The organism is Rhizobium sp. PAMB 3182, from assembly GCF_052908355.1.
On sequence record NZ_CM128607.1, the window covers coordinates 362,829 to 382,656 of the forward strand.

Genomic DNA, 19,828 nt, shown 5'->3' on the forward strand with positions numbered 1-19,828 from the left:
CGAACGATCGCTCCGGGCGGTTTCGGCAAGCCTTTGGGGTCATTGATCACTCGACGCCGTCGGCCATCTCCAGCAGCTTGCGAACGATGTCGGTGGCGGCTGCCGGATCCTTTTCCAGCTTGCGGGCGACGACTTCGCGGAGGTTCATCATCGCCGCCTCGACGCTCTTCGGCAGGTCCGGGCCGCCGCGCATCTCGTCGCGCCACTTGCGCATGCGGCTCGCCTTCTCGCCGATCGCCTTCAGCCGCTCGAACAGCATGGTGGCGAGCGCCCGGTTCTCCTCGAGATAGGCCCGGCCCTCTTCGGTGATGGCATAGCGCTTCTTGGAACCTTCCGACTCGGTGATCGCGGCATAGCCGGCCTCCTCGAGGAAGGTCAGCGTCGGGTAGATGACGCCCGGGCTCGGCGCGTAGGCCTCGGCACTCAGTTCCTCGATCTGCTTGATGATCTCGTAGCCGTGGCGCGGCTCGTCCTCGATCAGCATCAGCACCAGTGTGCGAATGTCGCCCTGGCCGAGGAAACGACCGCCGCGCGGTCCGTCGCCATCGTCACCGAAGCCGCGGCCGCCGCGGCTGCCGCCCATGAAGCCGCGGCCGAAAGGCCCGCCCTTGGCGGCCAGCATGGCGATGAACTCTTCACGGTGCCGGCGATGGCGACCGTGTCCGCAATGGCCTTCGCCGTTTTCATGGCCCCTGTCGTGGTCCTTGTCATGCATGTGCTTGAACATGATTTTTCCTTCAAGATATGTTTTCGATATATCGTAAATAATCCCATCTCACCCCGCCTGCAAGATGTTCGATATATCTAAAACCTATCTTTTTATATCTGGTTCGCCCAAGCCATTGAAAAATCAGGCAACAAAAAAGGGCCAGCCGGATGGGAGACGGCTGACCCAGTGTCGTCATCGACGATTTTCCAGCGGGCCTGCGCCCGTCTTTCTTATGCAGCCTTGATGGCGGCGTCCGGCTGCACCAGATCGTAGCCGAGCGCTTCGGCGACGGCCTTGTTGGTGATGCGGCCCTTGTGGACGTTGAGGCCGTTCCGCAGATGCTTGTCCTCGGTGATGGCGGCAAGGCCGCGATCAGCCAGCGCCAGGCCGTAGTGCAGCGTGGCGTTGTTCAGCGCGTGGGCCGACGTCACCGGCACGGCGCCCGGCATGTTGGCGACGCAGTAATGCACCACGCCGTCGACCTCGTAGGTCGGGTCGGAGTGGGTGGTGGCATGCGAGGTCTCGAAGCATCCACCCTGGTCGATGGCGACGTCGACGATGACCGCGCCCTTCTTCATGCCGGAGAGCATTTCGCGGGTGACGAGCTTCGGCGCGGCGGCACCGGGGATCAGCACGGCGCCGATGACGAGATCGGCGGCGAAGACTTCCTCTTCCAGCGCATCGATGGTCGAATAGCGCGTGTGGATGCGGCCGTTGAAGATGTCATCGAGCTGGCGCAGGCGCGGGATCGAGCGGTCGAGGATCGTCACGTCGGCGCCGAGACCAACGGCCATCTTGGCGGCATGGAGACCGACGACGCCGCCGCCGATGACGGTGACTTTCGCCGGCAGCACCCCGGGCACGCCGCCGAGCAGGATGCCGAGGCCGCCATTGGCCTTCTGCAGCGAGGTGGCGCCGGCCTGGATTGCCAGCCGGCCGGCGACTTCCGACATCGGTGCCAGCAGCGGCAGGCCGCCGCGCTCGTCGGTCACGGTCTCATAGGCGATGGCGGTGACGCCGGATTCGAGAAGACCCTTCGTCTGCTCCGGATCGGGCGCAAGGTGCAGATAGGTGTAGAGCAGCTGGCCTTCGCGCAGCTGCGCCCATTCGGACGGCTGCGGCTCCTTGACCTTGACGATCATGTCGGCCTTTTCAAAAATGTCCCTGGCGCTGGCGGCGATCTTCGCGCCGGCCGCCATATAGGCCGCGTCGTCCGCGCCGATGCCGGCCCCGGCCTTCGTCTCGACGATCACCTGGTGGCCATGGGCCACATATTCGCGCACGGCGCCCGGCGTCAGGCCGACGCGGTACTCGTGGTTCTTGATTTCTTTGGGACAGCCTACGATCATCTTGGTTCCTCTCTTTCGCCGGTCTTGCGCCGGCGTCCTTGTCAGATGCGGCGAGTGAACCATTCCGGCCGGGCAATGTCCTTGCAAAGTCCTATTGCCGCAAACACATTTTTCGACGAAAATTGCGTGGAAGCGAGAGAAATCGAAGAGTGTGCGAATGAGCGACCTGGATACCGTCGATGTTTCGATCCTGCGCGTCCTGCAGAAGGAGGGGCGGATCACCAATGCCGAGCTTGCGGAGCGCATCGGCCTGTCTGCCTCCGCCTGTTCGCGGCGCCTCGACATCCTGGAAAAGTCGGGCGTGATCTCCGGATATCACGCCCGCCTGTCGCACAAGGCGCTCGACTACAAGATGATGGTGATCGTCCACATCTCGCTTTCCGGACAGTTCGCCAAGACGCTGTCCGAGTTCGAGGCCGCCGTCAAACGCTGTCCCAACGTGCTCGTCTGCTACCTGATGTCGGGCGAGTACGACTACATCCTGCGGGTGGCGGCCAAGGATCTCGAAGACTACGAGCGCATCCACCGCGACTGGCTCTCCGCCCTGCCCCACGTCGTCAAGATCAACTCGTCCTTTGCGCTCAGAGAGATCATCGAGCGGCCGAACGTGGGGCTGTGAGGGCCAGTTTATGAATTCGGGTCGACCTTCAACTGCAGATCGTAAGGCAGGACCGCCCTGTTGCCGAATGTATTCAGAAGGTCATTTTCGAAGCTTCGCGTCTTGCCGACAAAGATGGCTCCGTCCGCCTTGTCTTGAGCGGACAGCGCCGACTGGACATCAAACTGGCCGGCATTCGTCCCCTCGATGCCGCTGATGGTTGCGGTGCCACTGTCGTCGGGCACGGGAACTTCCACAAGCGCGCCCTTGTCGCCTAGCGGATAATCGGCGATCGCCTTTCCGCTGGCATCGAAAAACTCGATCGTGCAGCTAGAGCAGTCGCCTTGAATTTCTTGGATCTGGAACTTCAACACCTGATCCTTGAGCAGGCTACCGTCGTTCACCGAGACTCCCGCGCCACCCGACACGCCTGTCCCCACGTCCTCGGCATATGCTGCGGTGAAGATGCGGAATGGAACAGCGCGCTCGCGGAATTCGAGCTCCGATGTGACCATAGTGTCTTTCACGACGCCGACATTGGGCACCTGGTCCGTTGAGGCACTCGCCGGCACGTTGGCAATCAATGTCGTAATCAGCGCCGGCGCGCTTATGCCATTGATAAAGGCCGTCTTGGCATCAGCCGGCGTCGCGACATACAAGGCGGTAACGACACCCACTAAAACGAGAAGCAGCCCCAGGGCGATCTTCGGCCCAAAGATAGCCACGAAGCTGGAGGAGCTTGCGAAAGCCGCGACCAGCCACGCGCCGCCCTCCGGTCCGGTAAATCCCGACAAAGCCCCAACCACAGATGGAGCCAACGCACCGCAAATACTCGCACAGATAATACAGTCCCTGAAATTGAAAGGCATCACCACCCCCTATACTGGCGCACCGAACTAAATTAACTATAGCGTGTATTTTATAATTTACAACAACCTATGATAAAGCAAAAAATGACCCCACCAGATTTGCTGGTGCACCGAAACTTGCAGGCCGACGAATAGGATCAAGCACTCGCGATATCGGTCGTAGACCGATGCTTCTCACGCTCTTCGGCATCCGCTCGCAGGCATCCTTGACCTCGTTTTGCGGACCAACTCGAGATCGGCGGTGACGCCGTATTCGGCGAGGACGCCCGATCTCACCGAATGGCCGGGTTTCCTCCTCGAATCCGGTCGGGACGCACCGAAAATCAAGCGAGCATCGCCCTGCCCCAGCTCTTTCCCCTGCGACGAATTATTTTACCAAAGGGACAATTTTTCGTCTGGCCATCCCAAACCGTCGCTGTCATCATCCCGCCATCAATTCAGACGTATCGACAACCGCACCGGGAGGGCTCGGCGCCCGACCAAACGTCATCGAACTCGACTTCGGGAGACAGACAATGCCCCACCTCCTCTCCTCCACCGCGCTCACCCGCCGCTCGCTGCTCGGAGGCCTTGCCGCCGGTTCGGCCCTCATCATGCTGCATCCGTTTGCCGCGCATGCCGCCGCCAACCAGGCGCATCTGCGCATCATGGAGACGACCGACATCCATGTGAACCTGCTGCCCTACGACTATTATGCCGACAAGCCGAACGACACGATGGGTCTTGCCCGCACCGCCTCGATCATCGACGGGATCCGTGCCGAGGCCGGCAATTCGATGCTGATCGACAATGGCGACCTGTTGCAGGGCAATCCCATGGGCGACTTCATGGCCTACAAGAAGGGTATCAAGGCCGGCGACATGCATCCGGTGATGAAGGCCATGAACATGCTCGGCTATGATTGCGGCACGCTCGGCAATCACGAGTTCAATTACGGCCTCGATTTCATGTTCAACGTCTTGAACGGCGCCAATTTCCCGATCGTCTGCGCCAACCTGACCAAGGGCCAGCTGGCGTCCGACCCGAAGGACGATGACCTGTTCTTCAAGCCCTATGTCATCCTTGAAAAGCAGATCAAGGACGGCTCCGGCGAGATGAGCCCGGTCAAGGTCGGCTTCATCGGCTTCGTGCCGCCGCAGATCATGGTTTGGGACGCCAAGAACCTCGAAGGCAAGGCGCAGACCCGCGACATCGTCGAGGCGGCCAAGGCCTGGGTGCCGGCCATGCGCGAGGAAGGCGCCGATATCGTGATTGCCCTCTCCCACTCCGGCATCGATGCGACCGGCCCCGGCGAGCGCATGGAAAACGCCTCGCTCTATGTCGCCGGCGTCGACGGCATCGACGCGGTCTTTACCGGCCACCAGCATCTCGTCTTCCCCGGACCGAAGACCTGGGACGGCATGGCCGGCGTCGATCCGGTGCGCGGCACGCTGCAGGGCAAGCCCGCCGTCATGGGCGGCTTCTGGGGCTCGCATATGGGCCTCATCGACCTGCTTCTCGAAAAGGACGGCAAGACCTGGAAGGTCGTCGACTTCACCACCGAGGCGCGGCCGATCTACCACCGCACCGAAGACCGGAAGATCGTCGCCGACGTCAAGAGCGACGAACGCATCGTTGACGCGGTGAAAAAGGAGCATGAGGAAACGCTCGCCTATGTCCGCACCCCGGTCGGCAAGACGTCGGCGCCGCTCTACTCCTACTTCGCGCTGGTCGCCGACGATCCGTCGGTGCAGATCGTCTCGATCGCCCAGACTTGGTACATCAAGGACATGCTGAAGGACACGGAATACAAGGACTATCCGGTGCTCTCGGCGGCAGCCCCGTTCAAGGCCGGCGGCCGCGGCGGCGCGGACTACTACACCGATGTCCCTGCCGGCGACATCGCCATCAAGAACGTCGCCGACCTCTATCTCTATCCGAACACCGTGCGCGCCGTGCTGATCACCGGCGCGGAGGTCAAGAACTGGCTGGAAATGTCGGCCGGCATGTTCAACCAGGTCGAACCGGGTGCGAAAGACGCGCCGCTGCTCAACCCGGATTTCCCGTCCTACAATTTCGACGTCATCGACGGTGTTACCTACCAGATCGACCTGTCGCAGCCGGCGATGTTCGACAAGGACGGCAAGAAGGTGTCAGACGGTGCCGGCCGCATCGTCGACCTCAAGTTCGACGGCAAGCCGATCGATCCGGACAAGAAGTTCGTCGTCGCCACCAACAATTACCGTGCCGGCGGCGGCGGCAATTTCCCGGACATCAACGACAGCAAGGTCATCTTCGTCGGTCCGGACACCAACCGCGACGTGGTCGTGCGCTACATCATAGAACAGGGCACCATCAACCCGTCGGCGGACGACAACTGGTCGTTCAAGCCGATGGACGGCACCACCGCCGTCTTCGACACCGGTCCGAAGGGCCGCCAGTATGCGGCCTCGGTCAAGAGCGCCAGGATCGAGGATGCCGGCGACGGCGCCGACGGTTTCGCCAGGTTCCGCCTGGTGCTCTGACTACGACCGTCCGGCCCTGTCCAATGCCGCTGCGGATTACTCCGCGGCGGCTTTGGGGGGCAGAAGGCCCAGGGCCTCGTGCATGTCGGACGGGCATTTGCCGAGGAACTGCCGGAATTGCTCCATCATCCAGCGCGCTGCGGGTCCCGGCGGGCTTGCGGACCGCCACATCGCGAAGATCGGGAAATTGGACGTCTCGAACATGTCCATCTGCAGCCGCACCAGCCGCCCATCGCGAATATCCTTCTCGACGATCGCGCCCGGCATGCCGCCCCAGCCGAGCCCGGCACGCAGCAGCGTATGCTTGGTCATCATGTCGCCCACCCGCCAGGTGCGCATGGAAAAGACGTTGAAGTCGCGTCCGCGCGTCTGGCCGGTCGAGTCGGAGACGACGATCTGCACCTCGTCGCGGACGTCGGCGACCAGCAGCGGGCGGTTGAGTTTCGCCAGCGGATGGTCGGCCGCCGCCACCGGCAGCATATAGGATTGGCTCAGCCGTTCGACGATGATCCCGTCCTCGACCTTCATCACCGCCCCGCCGATGCCGAGATGCGCGTTGCCGGTCTCGATCATGTCGCTGACCATGAAGCCGGATCCCCAGTTGACGTTCAGCTGCACCGTTGGAAATGTCTTCTGGAACGCAGTAAGGATCGCCACCAGGGCCTGCTCCGGCACCATGACGCTGACGGCGAGCTTCAGTTCGCCCTCGAGGCCTTCCCGCAGGACGGCGGCCCGGCCGCGCAAGGCGTCAAGCTGCGCCGCCATCCGCCGCGCATCCTCCAGCACCGCCTTGCCGGCCTCCGTCAGCACCGGCTGGCGCGAACCGCTGCGGTCGAAGAGATCGAGCTGCAGCTGGTCTTCCAGATTGGAGATCGCATAGCTGACGACCGACTGGGCCTTGTTCAGCTGGCGCGCCGCGGCGGAAAAGGAGCCCGTGTCGGCAATGGCGATCAGCACCTGGAGCTGATCGAGCGTCGGATTTGGCTGCATGGGTACCCATCCAATAATTCGATGATATCAATCCATATTATCATGGTTTTATATATTAATCATCTGACTTATCTAATTCATCAAGACAGCCGGGGGGACAACGCTCGGCCATTGATTTCAATGACGAAAGGTACAGAAATGTCCAATATTTTGCTTGTTACATCCAGCCCGCGCGGTTCCGAGTCGCTCTCCAGCAAGGTCGCCACCGAACTCGCCGAAAAGCTTGCCGCCAAGGCTGCCAACAACGGCATCATTCACCGCGATCTCGGCTCCGAGCCTGTGCCGCACCTCGACACCATTTCGACCAATGCGATCCGCAAGGCGCCGGCCGACCGTAGCGCCGATGAAGCCGCTGCCGCCGACTACTCCGACAAGCTGGTTGCCGAATTGCTGGCCGCCGACACGGTCATCCTCGCCACCGGCCTGATCAACTTCAACATCTACTCGACGCTAAAGTCCTGGATCGACAACGTTGCCCGCGCCGGCCACACCTTCAAGTACACCGAGACCGGCCCACAGGGTCTTGTCACCGGCAAGAAGGTCTACATCGTGCTGTCCTCCGGCGGTGTCTATTCCGAAGGCCCGGCAGCCCCGATGAACCACGCCATCCCCTACCTGAAGACGGTTCTCGGCTTCCTCGGGATGACCGACGTCGAAGTCATCTATGTCGAAGGCCTCGCCTTCGGACCGGAAGCGGCGGAAAAGGCGATCGCAGACGCGCAGGCCAAGGTCCAGCAGTTTTCTGAAGCAGCCTGATTTTCAAGCGTAAGTTCACTATAGATCTTTTCAACAATTCATAATGACAGGGCGCGGCCTCATTGGAGACCGCGCCCTTTTTACGTCCAACGTTTCGAAACGGCACCTGCCCGAGGGGCCTTACGTGGCCGCCGTCAGGCGGGCCTGGATATCGGAGCGACGTCATTGCGACCGGAGACATGCGGCCTCTCCTGCCGGACGCTCGTGATGATCTGGTTCATGATGGCGGGCTCGATCTCGGTCTGCAGCTCGTCGGCAGGCTTCGCCCGCCCGAGGAGAAAGCCCTGCAGCTGATCACATCCCGACAGCGACAGGAACACCGCCTGGTCCACCGTCTCGACACCCTCGGCGACGACGCGCATGCCGAGCCCGGAGCCGAGCGCGATGATCGTGCGGATGATCAGCGTCGCGTTTTCGGATACGGTGAGATTCTTGACGAATTCACGGTCGATCTTGATCGTGTCGAACGGATAGCGGCTGAGATAGCCGAGCGAGGAATAACCGGTGCCGAAGTCGTCGAGTGCGATCGAGAAGCCCTTGGCCTTCAGTGCCTTCAGCAGATGCAGCGCCCGCTTGTCGTCTTCGATCAGCGTGCTTTCGGTGATTTCGAGCTCGATCTGCTCGGGGTTTACCCCGTTCGCCTCGACGATCTCGATCAGCCGCGGCAGGAAATCCACCTGACGAAACTGGATGGGGCTGACATTGATCGAGATGTGGCGGTTGCCGAGATGGGACTTGACGATCCGGCAGGCTTCCTCGATCACCCATTCGCCGATCTGCACGATCTTGCCCGAGACCTCCGCGACCGGAACGAAATCCACCGGGCTGATGGCGCCCTTTTCCGGATGCGTCCAGCGCAGCAGCGCCTCGTAGCTGACAATCTTGGCGGTGGCGGAATCGACACGCGGCTGCAGGTGCAGTTCAAACTGGTTGCGGTCGATCGCAGTCACGAGGTCGGCCTCGAGCTGCCGGCGCTTTTCGGTGAGCTCGCTCATGCCGGGCCGGTACATGTGCCAGATGTTTCTGCCGGACTCCTTGGAATGGTAGAGCGCGATGTCGGCGCGGGCGACCAGAAGCTCCGGATCCAGGCCGTGCTCGGGGCTGAGGCTGATGCCGACGCTGGCGCCGACCTGCACCTCCAGCCCTTCGCGGATCTGGATCGGCCGTGACAGTTCGCGGACAATGCGCATGCCTAGATCGGTCATCTGGTTCTGGAACGTCACGCCCGTGACGATCACGGCAAATTCGTCGCCGCCGAGGCGGGCGACCATGCTGCCCTGACCCGACACCTGCTTCAATCGCCGCGCCGCTTCGCGGATGACCTCGTCGCCGGCCGGATGCCCGTGGATATCGTTGACCAGCTTGAACCGGTCGAGGTCGATCAGCAGCAGCGCCACCTGCTCGCTTTCAAGCACCGTTTCGACGGCCTTCGCGAGCTGCTGATTGAACAGGCTGCGATTTGCAAGCCCGGTCAGCGGATCGTGCTGGGCAAGATGGATGATGTTCTTCTCCGCCGCCTTGCGCTCGCGCAGGTCGACGATGCAGCCGATCCGAACCGTCTCGCCCTTGTACCGGATCATTCGGCCGCGCGCCGCGACCGGTATGCGCTCGCCGGAGGTATGCAGCAGGTGGTACTCGTATTCCTCGGTGCTTTCGGCGTCGAGAACCGCCCTCACCCGCTCGCGGTCCTCCGGCGCGATGAGCTCGTATACCGAGCAATTGATCAGCGTCTCCATCGGCCTGCCGGCCAGGGTGACGAGCTGGTCGTTGCCATCGACGATGATACCGTCGCGGATCATGACGATGGCCTCGAATGTCGCATTTGACAGTGCGGAGACGCGCTCGGCCTCTTCCGTCTGGCTCTTCATCTTTTCAAGCTGTGCCCGCTCGCGCTCCTCGTCCTCGAGGTTGTCCATCAGGCGGTTGAAGAGGTCGGTCAGTTTCTCCGCTTCGTCGCCGGCGACGACCGGCAGACGCTTGTTGAAATCCTTAGCGCCGCCCAGAAGACCGCCGAGCGCATCCTCGACATGGCCGACGCCGAGCCGGGTTCCGTGCTCGGCGACGTTCAGGCCCATCTCCTCCTGTTCGGCCGACACGCGGATCGGCGTCAGCTTGTTCAGAAGCCAGAAGAAGGCGAAGCCGGTGCAGAAGGTCCAGTAGAAATTCAGCAGCGAACCGAATGTCTGGATATAGAGCTGCCCCAGGGCACTTCCCGCCGGCAGCACGTGTGCCGGCGCCAGCACCGCAAGACCGAGTGTGCCGACCACGCCGCCGAAGGCATGCACGCCGATTGCGCCGACCGCATCGTCCACCTTCCACTGGCGTTCGACCCAGATATTGCCGTAGACGGCGGCAAGGCTTCCGGCAGCGCCGATCAGCAAGGCGCCGCCCGGCCCGAGCACGTGACAGCCGGCGGTCACGGCGACAAGGCCGCCCAGGAGGCCGGACAGGGACTTTTCCGGATAGATCAGGCCATCCTGGAAATAGCCGACGCAATAGCCGACGCAGGCCCCCATGCCGCCGGCCAGCACGGTGTTGAGGATGATGCGGGCGATATCCGGCACCGCCTTGAGCGTCGAACCGCCATTGAAGCCGATCCAGCCGATATAGAGCAGCAGCGCGCCGGTCGTCGCCAGCACCGGCGAATGACCGGTGATGCGGACCGGGTTGCCGCGGGCGTCGAAGCGTCCGATGCGCGGACCGATGACGATGCAGGCCGCGAGCGACACCCAGCCCCCGGTCGCATGCACGACGGTCGAACCGGCAAAATCGATGAAACCGAGATTGGCGAGGTAAGCCGACGGGTTTTCGAACAGCGCAGCGCCCCAGGCCCAATGCACAAAGACCGGATAGATGAGGCCCGACAGGACCAGCGACCCCATCACATAGACCCAGAGCCGCATGCGCTCGGCGACAGCACCGGAAACGATGGTCGCCGCCGTGCCGCAGAACATCACCTGGAAGACGAAGAAGCCCGCCTGCCATGAATCCAGCTTCTCGAGGAAATAGAAGTCCGGATCCCAGCCCACAACGAAGCCGTTGTCATGGCCGAAGCCCATCATGAAGCCGATCGCTGCGAAAGCGACGACGCCGAAGACGAAATCGAGGAGGTTCTTCTGTGCGACGTTGACGGAGTTCTTCGAGCGCACCAAACCGGCTTCGAGCAGCAGGAAGCCGACCTGCATCATCATGACGAGCGCGCCCGCCAGAAGCATCCAGCTCAAATCCAGACCGAGCGTGATGTCCCTGGCCGCTTCGGCAGCCTTCGCATCGTGGCCGGTCAGGGCCAACGCAAAACCGGTTAAAATTGCTCCAGTCACACCAAAGCGCATTGAAATGGATTCATCCGAAAACACTAAAGTTTTACGGATGCTAAGTCCCAAGCGTTAACATTGCGTGTGCAGCGCACTGCAACCAGCGCACGACTGATGACTGCCCGGCCCGCTATCGGTCCGCCTGCATCATGCTTCAGAGCAAATCAAGGAGTTGACGTATCAGACGGGGCGCGAGCCTTCGGCATCGGCAAACAGATGCTTGCCATTCTGGTCGATGATCTGCCGACCCTTGCGCAAGGTGAACTCGATCGCCTCGTCGGACGACGAGAACAGGTCGGCGCGGATGAAGGAACGCACCAGCGTGCCGCCGTCCCCGCGCTTCTCGATCCGTCCGGCCAGGCGGTACTGGCCGCCTTCCTTGATCGGTTCGGCGAATATCATAAGACCTTGATATTCCTCCGACTGTGTCGCGGACGGCGCTGCCGCCCCCTTGTCGCCGGAGGAAAAGATGGAGGCAATCTTTGAAAATATAGAGCTCATAACCGGGGTCTATCACGATTTGACGAGGAGGCAAAGGCAGCGGATGCAACCGCGGTAAACCTAACCTTACGGAATGACGTTGAGTCACTCAGATGATCAGGTTGGCGAGGATTTCGTTGTCGGTGATGTCCTCATATCCCATTCCGGCCGCGTCGAAATTGGCCCTCAGCCGATCGAAGTTCTCCGGCTTCGCCGTCTCGATGCCGATCAGGATCGAGCCGAAATTGCGCGCCGATTTCTTCAGATATTCGAAGCGCGAGATGTCGTCTTCCGGCCCGAGCAGGTTGAGGAAGTCGCGCAGCGCGCCGGGACGCTGGGCGAGCCGCAGGATGAAGTACTTCTTCACGCCCGCATGGCGCATCGCCCTTTCCTTGACGTCCGGCAGCCGTTCGAAATCGAAATTGCCGCCCGAGACGACGGCAACGACCGTCTTGCCCGCCAGCCTTTCCGGACCCAACTGGGCAAGTGCGGCAATCGACATGGCGCCCGCCGGCTCCAGCACCACGCCCTCGACGTTCAGCATCGCCGTCATCGTCACGCAGATTGCGTTTTCCGGCAGCAGCATCACCTGCTCGGACGGAAACCCCTTGAGCATGGAAAAGTTCAGGTCGCCGATCCGCGCCACCGCCGCGCCGTCGACGAAATTGTCGACCTTCGGCAGGGTGACGATCTCGCCGGCTTCCAGGCTCTTCTTCAGGCTCGGCGCGCCGGCTGGTTCCACGAACAGGAAGTTCTCGCGCTTCACCACGCCGTCGAGATAGCCGGTGATCCCCGCCGACAGGCCGCCGCCACCGACCGGAAGGATCATCAGGTCCGGCACCGTGCCCTCCGGCAACTGTTCCATGATTTCGGCTGCAACGGTTGCCTGCCCCTCGACGATATCGGGGTGATCGAAGGGCGGCACCATGATCGCGCCGGTCTCGGCGACATGATCCTGAGCTGCCTTGTAGCACTGGTCGAAGAAGTCGCCGAACAGGCGGATGGTGATGAACTCGCCGCCGAACATGCGCGTCTTGTCGATCTTCTGCTGCGGTGTCGTCACCGGCATGAAGACGACGCCCGGCACCTGGAAATGCCGGCAGACGAAGGCAAAGCCTTGCGCATGATTGCCGGCGGACGCGCAGACGAAGGTACGGTTGGACCCGCCGGCGGCGATCGCCTTGCGGAAGAAATTGAAGGCGCCGCGAATCTTGTAGGAGCGCACCGGCGAGAGGTCCTCCCGCTTCAGCCACACCCTGGCGCCGTAGAGCCCGCTCAGGTGCTCGTTGAGTTGCAGTGGTGTCGCGGGAAACACCGAGCGCATGGCGTCGGCAGCGTTATCAACATCCTGGGTGGCAAAGGTCTTGGTCATCAATACGGGGCTCATTGAGTTTAACGGTCGTACCCGCTATGACATATGGCGAAAGCGGTGACAAAAGTTTCTTTGCCGCCAGTCTTGTCTGCGAAAGCCGGGATGCCACCGCATTGAATGTCAATCTGATACGCTCCGCGATCCACATTGCTGCGATCTGTGGCCTCTATCTCGCAACGGTCATGTTCATTCCCGCCATGGTCGATCTCTATTTCGGCCATCCGGACTGGCGCATCTTCGCCATGTGCGGCTTCATGACCTTCGGCTTCTCGCTGGCGGCCGCCATGGCGACGCGCGGCAATTCCACCCCGTTCAACAAGCGTTTCGGCTTCCTGCTGGTCAACATCCTTTGGGCGACCTTCTCGCTGACCGGCGCCATTCCGCTCTATTTCTCGGCGGCGAAGCTCACCTTTGCGCAGGCGCTGTTCGAATCGGTCTCGGCGATCACGACGACCGGGTCGACCGTCATCGTCGGGCTCGACAACATGCCGCCCGGCCTCCTGCTCTGGCGCTCGCTCCTGCAATGGCTCGGCGGGGTCGGCATCGTCGCGCTCGGCCTGTTCGTGCTGCCTTACCTGCGCGTCGGCGGCATGTCCTTCTTCAAGATGGAATCGTCGGACACCAACGACAAGCCGTTCGCCCGCATCGCCAGCTTCACCCGCGCCTTCGTCGGCGTCTATGTCGGCATCACCATCGTCTGCGCGATCACCTACGACGTTCTGGGCATGGGCCATTTCGATGCGCTGAACCACGCCATGTCGACGGTGGCGACCGGCGGCTTCTCCACCCATGACGCCTCGCTTGGCTTCTTCCGCAACCCGGCGCTGCTCTGGGCCTCGACCTTCTTCATGATGGTCTGCTCGCTACCGTTCTCGATCCTGATCCTGTTCATCGTGCGCGGTCGGCTCGATTCGCTGCGCGATCCGCAGATCCTCGTCTTCCTCGGCTATGTCTCCGCCTTCGCGGTGGCGGTGGCGATCTACCACCATTTCCAGTCGGACGTGCCGTTCTCGCGCTCGCTCACGCATTCCTTCTTCAACTTCGCGTCGATCTTCTCGACCACGGGCTATGCGAGCGAGGACTATTCGCTGTGGGGACCCTTCGCGATCATGGCGGCCTTCATCGCCACCTTCGTCGGCGGCTGCTCGGGGTCGACCGCCGGCGGCATCAAGGCCTACCGCTTCACCATCCTCTTCAACCTCCTGCGCACGGGACTGAAGAAGCTCCTCTATCCGAACGCCATCTATTCGGTGCGCTACGGCCGCAATATCGTCGAAGCCGACACCCAGCGCGCCGTCTTCCTGTTCTTCTTCCTCTATATGCTGCTCTGGGCCTTCGGCAGCCTCGTGCTCGGCGCCATGGGCTTCGACCTCGTGACCTCCGTCTCGGCGGTCATCACGGCGCTCTCGAATGTCGGCCCGGGCCTAGGCGACATCGTCGGCCCGGCCGGCAACTTCTCCACCTTCGCCGACCCGCCGCTCTACCTGCTGTCGCTGATGATGCTGCTGGGGCGCCTGGAAATCCTCACCGTCCTCGTCCTCCTGATGCCGATGTTCTGGAAGAACTAGGCTCGGGAGCAATTGATCTGGCGGACTGCAGCCCTGCTGCGAACCCGCGTCAAGCGATCAGGAGTATTTCATCATGACCCCGATCACGCCCGGCTCCTGTCTGTGCGGCACCGTCAGGTTCCAGATCTCGGGTAGCTTCGAAAGCTTCTTTCTCTGCCATTGCAAGCGCTGTCAGAAGGACACGGGCTCGGCGCACGCGGCCAACCTGTTCTCATCGACAGCAACGCTGACCTGGCTGTCCGGCAACGACAGCATCCAGACCTACCGGGTCCCGGAAACCCGACACGAGAAAAGCTTCTGCAAAGAATGCGGGTCCGCCCTTCCGGGCGTTCAACTGGACGGCGCCTTGCTGGTGGTCCCTGCCGGGAGCATCGACGGCGCGATCGCCATCCGCCCGAATGCGCACATCTGCTGTGCCAGCCGGGCGGAATGGGACGCGGATCTGGAGACCATCCCGAAAGTGGATGGCCTTCCCGGCTAGGTTCCATACCACCGGGATGACTGGCCGGCGCCCTTGCGGATACCGGCCGGTCTCAGCCTCCCTACAACGCACTCTTCGGATGCGGGCTGTCCTCGTAGGCGCCCCAGACGGACTGGTCGAAGTTGATGGTCGCCCCCGTCATCAGGCCGGATTCCGCCGAGGCGAGATAGGCGGCGGCGCGCGCCACTTCGGCCGGGTCAACTAGCCGACCGAAAGGCTGGCGGGCAGCCGCCTCCTCCAGCCAGTTCTCCGGCGCGCCGTGATGCTCGCGCTGGATACGGTCCTCGCCGTCGCTCGACATCCAGCCGATGTTGAGCGCATTCACCCGGATACGGTTCTTCAACAGCGCGAAGGCGGTGTTGCGCGTCAGCGTGTCGACCGCCCCCTTCGAGGCGCAATAGGCGGCGATGAAGGGCTGTCCGGCCATGGACGACATCGACGAGATGTTGACGATCGCCCCTTCCGTGCCGGTTTCCCGCATCGCCTTGATCGTCTCCTGCATCAGGAAGAAGGGTGCCCGAACATTGATCGCGAAGATCCGGTCGAAGAGCACCGGATCGGTGTCGAGGATCGTGCCGCGGTCGGTGATCGCCGCGACATTGACCAGCACGTCGATGACGCCGAACGCCTCGCGCGCCGCCGCGATCACCTTGCGGCAATCCTCGACCTCGGCGAGATCGGCGGCGACGAAGTGCACCGGCACGCCATAGCGCTCCGAAATTTCGCGGGACTTCACCTCGCCCTTGTCGACCGAGCGGCCGCAGATCGTGATCCCGGCCGCGCCGCGTTCGGCAAAAAGCCTCGCGACTTCCGCGCCAAGCCCCTGCGTGCCGCCGGTGACGACGGCATGTTTTCCATCCAGTCTGCCCATGTCCTGCCTCATGCCTCCCGCCGCGCGGCGTGGCCGGCGATCAGCTCGCTGAACGCTGCCGGCGCCATGCCGCTTTCCAGCGCCTCCGTCATGATCGCAGCTTGTGTCTTCGGCGCCAGCCCGCCGAGCGGCGGATCGCTGTCGAGATTGGTCGGGAAGGCATAGCCCTCGGCGCTGGCGGCAATGGCATTGACCGCCTCCCCTTTGCTCAGCGTGCCGGCTTTCAACGCGGCCAGCAGATGCGGATAGAGGGTCTCAACCATCCGCGTGCGGTTGACGCTTTCCATCGCCCGGCCGAAGGCGGACGAGACCTGCAGCAGGTTCGCCATGCGGTAGATGTCGGTCGAGACATTGTTGCCCGCCCCATGCATCAGCGCCGGGTTGAAGAACACGGCGTCGCCCTTGGCAAGCGGCAGCTGCACGTGGTTCTCCTGGAAATAGGCCTGGAATTCCGGCCGGCCGAAGGCGAGATAGCCTTCGAAGAAGGTCTGCGAATAGGGCAGGAACAGCGTCGGCCCGCTTTCGAGCGGCATGTCGCAATGGGCGACCGCGCCCTGCAGCGTCAGGAGCGGCGAAATGCCGTGGATGTGGCCCGGATAGGCCTGCATCTGCGCCGGCGACATGAAGCCCAGGTGATAGTCGCGATGCGGCTTCTGCGCCGTGCCGCCGGGATTGACCCGGTTCATCTGCGCCGTCATCTGGTAGCCCTTGCCGAGCCAGGCTTCGGATGCCATCGCGATCGCCTCGGAGGCGTAGTAGCGAGTAAAATTCTCCGGATCGGCGAGACAGTGCTTTTCCAGCGAATTCCAGATGCGGTCGTTGGCGCCCGGCTTGGCGAAATGGTCGGCCGCGACCTTGCCCTTCTCGCGCTCCTCCAGAACGATCGCATTGAAGACTTCGGTTGCCCGGTCGACGACGGCCGCGTCCGGCAGCGCATTCTTGATGGCGATGACGCCGGGGCCGGTCGCAAACGCCTCGACCCATTCGGCCATCAGCTCGCGGCGGCCCTCGGCGTCGCGTGCCACATCGCGCACCCGCTCGCCGTCATAGATCAGCACGTTCTTCTCGACCGCCGCGGCATAGGGCCATTCGGCGATATCCGTCGCCCTCATCACCTCGGCCTTGAAGCTCTCGAAGCTGCCGCTGTCGGCTGCAAGCCACACCTTGTTGCGCCGCCGGCTGACGACTGTTTGCGCGTCCATGACGTTATCCTCCCATTATTGACATAAGTCAGCTTGATCCTAGCGGAGGCCAGCTCTAATCATAGGCGGAAAACACCTCAAAAACACCTCATATCGTTCCATGAAACCGCCCTACCCCTTGAAGGACATCGCATTCCAGGCGGGCCTCAGCCTCGCCACCGTCGACCGCGTGCTGCACGGCCGGCCGGGCGTGCGCACTGTCACCCGGCGGCAGGTCGAGGCGGCCATTGCCGAACTGGAGCGCCAGTACGCTACCGCCGGCCTCGCCGGTCGCCGCTTCGTCATCGATATCGTCATGGAAACCCCGACGCGCTTTTCAAACGCCGTGCGCGCCGCCTTCGAGGCGGAGCTGCCGGGCATGCGGCCGGCCTCGTTCTCCGCCCGTTTCCACGTGGCCGAGACGATGAGCGAGCACGATCTGGTCTCGGTGCTGTCTGGCATCCGCCGTCGCGGCAGCCACGGCGTTATCCTGAAGGTTCCGTCGACGCCAGCCATGGCCGACATGGCGCGGCAGTTCCTCGAGGCGAAGATCCCGGTCGTGACCCTCGTCACCGACCTGCCCGCCGAGGTCCGCACCGATTATGTCGGCATGGACAACCGTGTGGCCGGCGCCACCGCCGCCTATCTGTTGGGCCGCATGGCCGGGCCCGAACCGGGCAAGGTGCTCGTCACGCTTTCGAGCGCGCTGTTTACCGGCGAGGACGAACGGCAGCAGGCGTTTCGCGCGGCGCTCGGCGAGCGCTTCCCCCATCTGGAAACAGTGACGATCTCCGAGGGCCGCGGCGTCGACCGCACCACGAAGGCGCTCGCCCTTAACGCGCTGGAAGCCCATCCCGACATCCGAGCCGTCTATTCCGCCGGCGGCGGCAACCGCGCCATTCTCGAGGCCTTCGACGATCAGAAGCGCGCCTGCGAAGTCTTCGCCGCCCACGATCTCGACGCCGACAACCGCGCGCTGCTGGCCGCCGGCCGACTGACCTTCGTCATCCACCATGACCTTCGCCAGGACGCCCGCAGCGCCTGCCAGACGGTGCTCGCCTATCACCGCATGCTGCCCGCCGAATTCCGCATCGCCCCCTCCCGCGTCGCTGTGGCCACCCCCTATGACGTGTCGGCCGGCGCCTGACACAACCCGACCGATCACTTCACGCGCCAACCAGCCTTGACGAATCCGATACCGTCGTCAAAGAAGAACACGGCGCATAGGAAAGCGCCTCAGTGCGGACGTGGCGAAACTGGTAGACGCAAGGGACTTAAAATCCGGCCCTTCTAAGTTTTTACATCAAAAAATTCTCAATAAAACCATATATTTAATACCTTGATAATCGCTCAAAAGCTGCCAAAATGGCCGGACACACTGCGGACACAGTTTGGTGGGTCAAGATGAGCGAAACCCATTATATTTTCGACGGCAAGGTGCGCATTTACCGCCGCGAGAACAGCAACCTTTGGCAGGCGCAAGCCCGCTTCAACGGCCAAAAGTGGCGCGTCAGTACAAAGACCGAAAACCTGTCGGAAGCGAAGGCGTTCGCGGAGAACTGGTACTTTGGCCTTCGCGGCCAAAACCTGAACGGCCAGTTGAAGCGTGAGAAGACCTTCAAGGACGCCGCCAAGAAGTTTCTGGCTGAGTACGATGCCGTGACCGGCGGCACGAGGAACCGGCAATACGTGGAGGGCAACGAACGGCGCCTCAGGCTTTACCTGCTGCCGTTCTTCGGAACGCTGGGTCTGTCGGAGGTAACTGCCGGGAAAGTGCAGGAATACCGTGTCGCGAGGCTTACTCCGGAACCGGACGGGAAGCGACCGGCAAGGAACACCCTGCACCAGGAATTCGTGACCTTGCGGCAGGTCTTGAAGACCGCGCTTCGGGCCGGTTGGCTCAGCCATCTGCCGGACCTGTCGGAACCCTATCAATCGTCCCGGAAAATCTCGCACCGGGCCTGGTTCTCAGCAGACGAGTACAAACAGCTCTACACCGCCACGCGGCAACGTGCCGAACGGCACCGCGACCGGCGGTTCCAGTGGCATGCCGAACAGCTGCACGACTACGTTCTTTTCATGGCCAACACGGGCCTTCGTCCGGATGAAGCCAACCGGCTTCAATACCGGGACGTCGAGATCGTCGAAGACGAGGAAACGGAGGAAACCATCCTCCTCATTCAAGTGCGCGGCAAGCGCGGTGTCGGTTACTGCAAGAGCACAAAGAATGCAGTCTTCCCCTTCGAACGATTGCTCAAGCGGAACCTGCCAAAGCCGGACGACCTGATGTTTCCCGGCAACCACGTCATCATGTTCAACAACATACTGGACGAGGAGAAGCTGAAATTTGACCGTGAGGGAAACCGGCGAACGGCCTACAGCTTGCGCCACACCTACATCTGCCTGCGACTGATGGAAGGCGCCGACATCTATCAGATCGCCAAGAACTGCCGCACGAGCGTTGAGATGATCGAGAAATACTACGCCTCACACATTGCCACCAGCATCAGTGCGGCAGCTGTGAACGTGAAGCGAAAGGTGAAGACAAAGAAGGACATTATCGAACATGCGAAGCGGAATACGCATCGAAAATGACCTGTTCGCATTGCCTCGGCTATCGGCCAACGAAATGATAGCACCCGCAATGTCCTATTGACGGCAGCGGACATCGAACCGAGGATAATCAGAAACGTGGATGCAAAGCTGCTGGTCGTCTTTTTGGGAGAGTGCTGTTGCCATAGTGGTTGCGCTGTCCTTTTGGCGACAAAGGGAGGTTCGCGGCGCTC

Annotated in this window: 16 protein-coding genes; 7 read left to right on the top strand and 9 right to left on the bottom strand. The window is 62.2% G+C overall.

From position 1 onward, the window contains the following. Positions 1-46: 46 nt before the first annotated feature. Complete coding sequence (locus ACU5AZ_RS01885; RefSeq protein WP_446824379.1) at positions 47-727, bottom strand: helix-turn-helix transcriptional regulator; 681 nt, start codon at positions 725-727, stop codon at positions 47-49. 212 nt (positions 728-939) lie between these two features. Next, positions 940-2,058: an alanine dehydrogenase gene (gene ald / locus ACU5AZ_RS01890; protein ID WP_446824380.1), complete on the bottom strand. Its 1,119-nt coding sequence runs from the start codon at positions 2,056-2,058 to the stop codon at positions 940-942. Between the two features lie 157 nt (positions 2,059-2,215). Between ald and ACU5AZ_RS01895 the strand changes: the two genes are divergently transcribed. Beyond that, positions 2,216-2,677 carry an Lrp/AsnC family transcriptional regulator gene (locus tag ACU5AZ_RS01895; RefSeq protein ID WP_446824381.1) on the top strand — a complete coding sequence of 154 codons (462 nt, stop codon included), beginning with the start codon at positions 2,216-2,218 and terminating at the stop codon, positions 2,675-2,677. 8 nt (positions 2,678-2,685) lie between these two features. On the opposite strand, the gene ACU5AZ_RS01900 is transcribed toward ACU5AZ_RS01895, so the two are convergent. Further along, complete coding sequence (locus ACU5AZ_RS01900) at positions 2,686-3,525, bottom strand: hypothetical protein (RefSeq protein ID WP_446824382.1); 840 nt, start codon at positions 3,523-3,525, stop codon at positions 2,686-2,688. A gap of 515 nt (positions 3,526-4,040) precedes the next feature. Between ACU5AZ_RS01900 and ACU5AZ_RS01905 the strand changes: the two genes are divergently transcribed. Then, positions 4,041-6,029 carry a bifunctional 2',3'-cyclic-nucleotide 2'-phosphodiesterase/3'-nucleotidase gene (locus ACU5AZ_RS01905; protein WP_446824383.1) on the top strand — a complete coding sequence of 663 codons (1,989 nt, stop codon included), beginning with the start codon at positions 4,041-4,043 and terminating at the stop codon, positions 6,027-6,029. 36 nt (positions 6,030-6,065) lie between these two features. On the opposite strand, the gene ACU5AZ_RS01910 is transcribed toward ACU5AZ_RS01905, so the two are convergent. After that, positions 6,066-7,019 (bottom strand): LysR family transcriptional regulator, encoded by a 954-nt coding sequence (locus tag ACU5AZ_RS01910; RefSeq protein WP_446824384.1) that lies wholly within the window; start codon positions 7,017-7,019, stop codon positions 6,066-6,068. A 138-nt stretch (positions 7,020-7,157) separates the two neighbouring features. Here ACU5AZ_RS01910 and ACU5AZ_RS01915 point away from each other — a divergent pair, with 138 nt between their 5' ends. Beyond that, positions 7,158-7,775 (top strand): FMN-dependent NADH-azoreductase, encoded by a 618-nt coding sequence (locus tag ACU5AZ_RS01915; RefSeq protein WP_446824385.1) that lies wholly within the window; start codon positions 7,158-7,160, stop codon positions 7,773-7,775. A gap of 134 nt (positions 7,776-7,909) precedes the next feature. On the opposite strand, the gene amt is transcribed toward ACU5AZ_RS01915, so the two are convergent. The 3 genes from amt to ilvA form a co-directional block, all read right to left on the bottom strand. Then, positions 7,910-11,065 (bottom strand): ammonium transporter, encoded by a 3,156-nt coding sequence (gene amt, locus ACU5AZ_RS01920; protein WP_446824386.1) that lies wholly within the window; start codon positions 11,063-11,065, stop codon positions 7,910-7,912. A gap of 204 nt (positions 11,066-11,269) precedes the next feature. After that, positions 11,270-11,590 (bottom strand): HlyU family transcriptional regulator, encoded by a 321-nt coding sequence (locus ACU5AZ_RS01925; RefSeq protein WP_446824387.1) that lies wholly within the window; start codon positions 11,588-11,590, stop codon positions 11,270-11,272. Positions 11,591-11,678: 88 nt separating this feature from the next. Further along, positions 11,679-12,941, bottom strand: coding sequence for a threonine ammonia-lyase (gene ilvA / locus ACU5AZ_RS01930; RefSeq protein WP_446824388.1), 1,263 nt, complete (start codon positions 12,939-12,941; stop codon positions 11,679-11,681). 113 nt (positions 12,942-13,054) lie between these two features. Here ilvA and ACU5AZ_RS01935 point away from each other — a divergent pair, with 113 nt between their 5' ends. Both ACU5AZ_RS01935 and ACU5AZ_RS01940 read left to right on the top strand, forming a co-directional pair. Continuing rightward, positions 13,055-14,509, top strand: a complete 1,455-nt coding sequence (locus ACU5AZ_RS01935) for a TrkH family potassium uptake protein (RefSeq protein WP_446824389.1) — start codon at positions 13,055-13,057, stop codon at positions 14,507-14,509. A 73-nt stretch (positions 14,510-14,582) separates the two neighbouring features. Next, the gene (locus ACU5AZ_RS01940; RefSeq protein WP_446824390.1) at positions 14,583-14,990 is read left to right on the top strand and encodes a GFA family protein; all 408 of its coding nucleotides are present in this window, start codon (positions 14,583-14,585) and stop codon (positions 14,988-14,990) included. A 61-nt stretch (positions 14,991-15,051) separates the two neighbouring features. On the opposite strand, the gene ACU5AZ_RS01945 is transcribed toward ACU5AZ_RS01940, so the two are convergent. Both ACU5AZ_RS01945 and ACU5AZ_RS01950 read right to left on the bottom strand, forming a co-directional pair. Continuing rightward, on the bottom strand, positions 15,052-15,873 hold the full coding sequence (locus ACU5AZ_RS01945) for an SDR family oxidoreductase (protein ID WP_446824391.1): 822 nt from the start codon (positions 15,871-15,873) through the stop codon (positions 15,052-15,054). After that, positions 15,870-17,063, bottom strand: coding sequence for a phytanoyl-CoA dioxygenase family protein (locus tag ACU5AZ_RS01950; RefSeq protein ID WP_446824392.1), 1,194 nt, complete (start codon positions 17,061-17,063; stop codon positions 15,870-15,872). Before ACU5AZ_RS01950 ends, ACU5AZ_RS01945 begins: the two co-directional genes overlap by 4 nt. A gap of 100 nt (positions 17,064-17,163) precedes the next feature. On the opposite strand from ACU5AZ_RS01950, the gene ACU5AZ_RS01955 reads away from it, so the two are divergent. Beyond that, the gene (locus tag ACU5AZ_RS01955) at positions 17,164-18,189 is read left to right on the top strand and encodes a LacI family DNA-binding transcriptional regulator (RefSeq protein ID WP_446824393.1); all 1,026 of its coding nucleotides are present in this window, start codon (positions 17,164-17,166) and stop codon (positions 18,187-18,189) included. Between the two features lie 257 nt (positions 18,190-18,446). Beyond that, positions 18,447-19,637 (top strand): site-specific integrase, encoded by a 1,191-nt coding sequence (locus ACU5AZ_RS01960; protein WP_446824394.1) that lies wholly within the window; start codon positions 18,447-18,449, stop codon positions 19,635-19,637. Positions 19,638-19,828 lie beyond the last annotated feature (191 nt).

What these genes read in the sequence shown, in the direction of transcription:
- ACU5AZ_RS01885 (WP_446824379.1), bottom strand. Translation starts at nt 727, where the DNA reads ATGTTCAAGCACATGCATGACAAGGACCACGACAGGGGCCATGAAAAC.
- ald (WP_446824380.1), bottom strand. Translation starts at nt 2,058, where the DNA reads ATGATCGTAGGCTGTCCCAAAGAAATCAAGAACCACGAGTACCGCGTC.
- ACU5AZ_RS01895 (WP_446824381.1), top strand. Translation starts at nt 2,216, where the DNA reads ATGAGCGACCTGGATACCGTCGATGTTTCGATCCTGCGCGTCCTGCAG.
- ACU5AZ_RS01900 (WP_446824382.1), bottom strand. Translation starts at nt 3,525, where the DNA reads ATGCCTTTCAATTTCAGGGACTGTATTATCTGTGCGAGTATTTGCGGT.
- ACU5AZ_RS01905 (WP_446824383.1), top strand. Translation starts at nt 4,041, where the DNA reads ATGCCCCACCTCCTCTCCTCCACCGCGCTCACCCGCCGCTCGCTGCTC.
- ACU5AZ_RS01910 (WP_446824384.1), bottom strand. Translation starts at nt 7,019, where the DNA reads ATGCAGCCAAATCCGACGCTCGATCAGCTCCAGGTGCTGATCGCCATT.
- ACU5AZ_RS01915 (WP_446824385.1), top strand. Translation starts at nt 7,158, where the DNA reads ATGTCCAATATTTTGCTTGTTACATCCAGCCCGCGCGGTTCCGAGTCG.
- ACU5AZ_RS01925 (WP_446824387.1), bottom strand. Translation starts at nt 11,590, where the DNA reads ATGAGCTCTATATTTTCAAAGATTGCCTCCATCTTTTCCTCCGGCGAC.
- ilvA (WP_446824388.1), bottom strand. Translation starts at nt 12,941, where the DNA reads ATGACCAAGACCTTTGCCACCCAGGATGTTGATAACGCTGCCGACGCC.
- ACU5AZ_RS01940 (WP_446824390.1), top strand. Translation starts at nt 14,583, where the DNA reads ATGACCCCGATCACGCCCGGCTCCTGTCTGTGCGGCACCGTCAGGTTC.
- ACU5AZ_RS01945 (WP_446824391.1), bottom strand. Translation starts at nt 15,873, where the DNA reads ATGAGGCAGGACATGGGCAGACTGGATGGAAAACATGCCGTCGTCACC.
- ACU5AZ_RS01950 (WP_446824392.1), bottom strand. Translation starts at nt 17,063, where the DNA reads ATGGACGCGCAAACAGTCGTCAGCCGGCGGCGCAACAAGGTGTGGCTT.
- ACU5AZ_RS01955 (WP_446824393.1), top strand. Translation starts at nt 17,164, where the DNA reads ATGAAACCGCCCTACCCCTTGAAGGACATCGCATTCCAGGCGGGCCTC.
- ACU5AZ_RS01960 (WP_446824394.1), top strand. Translation starts at nt 18,447, where the DNA reads ATGAGCGAAACCCATTATATTTTCGACGGCAAGGTGCGCATTTACCGC.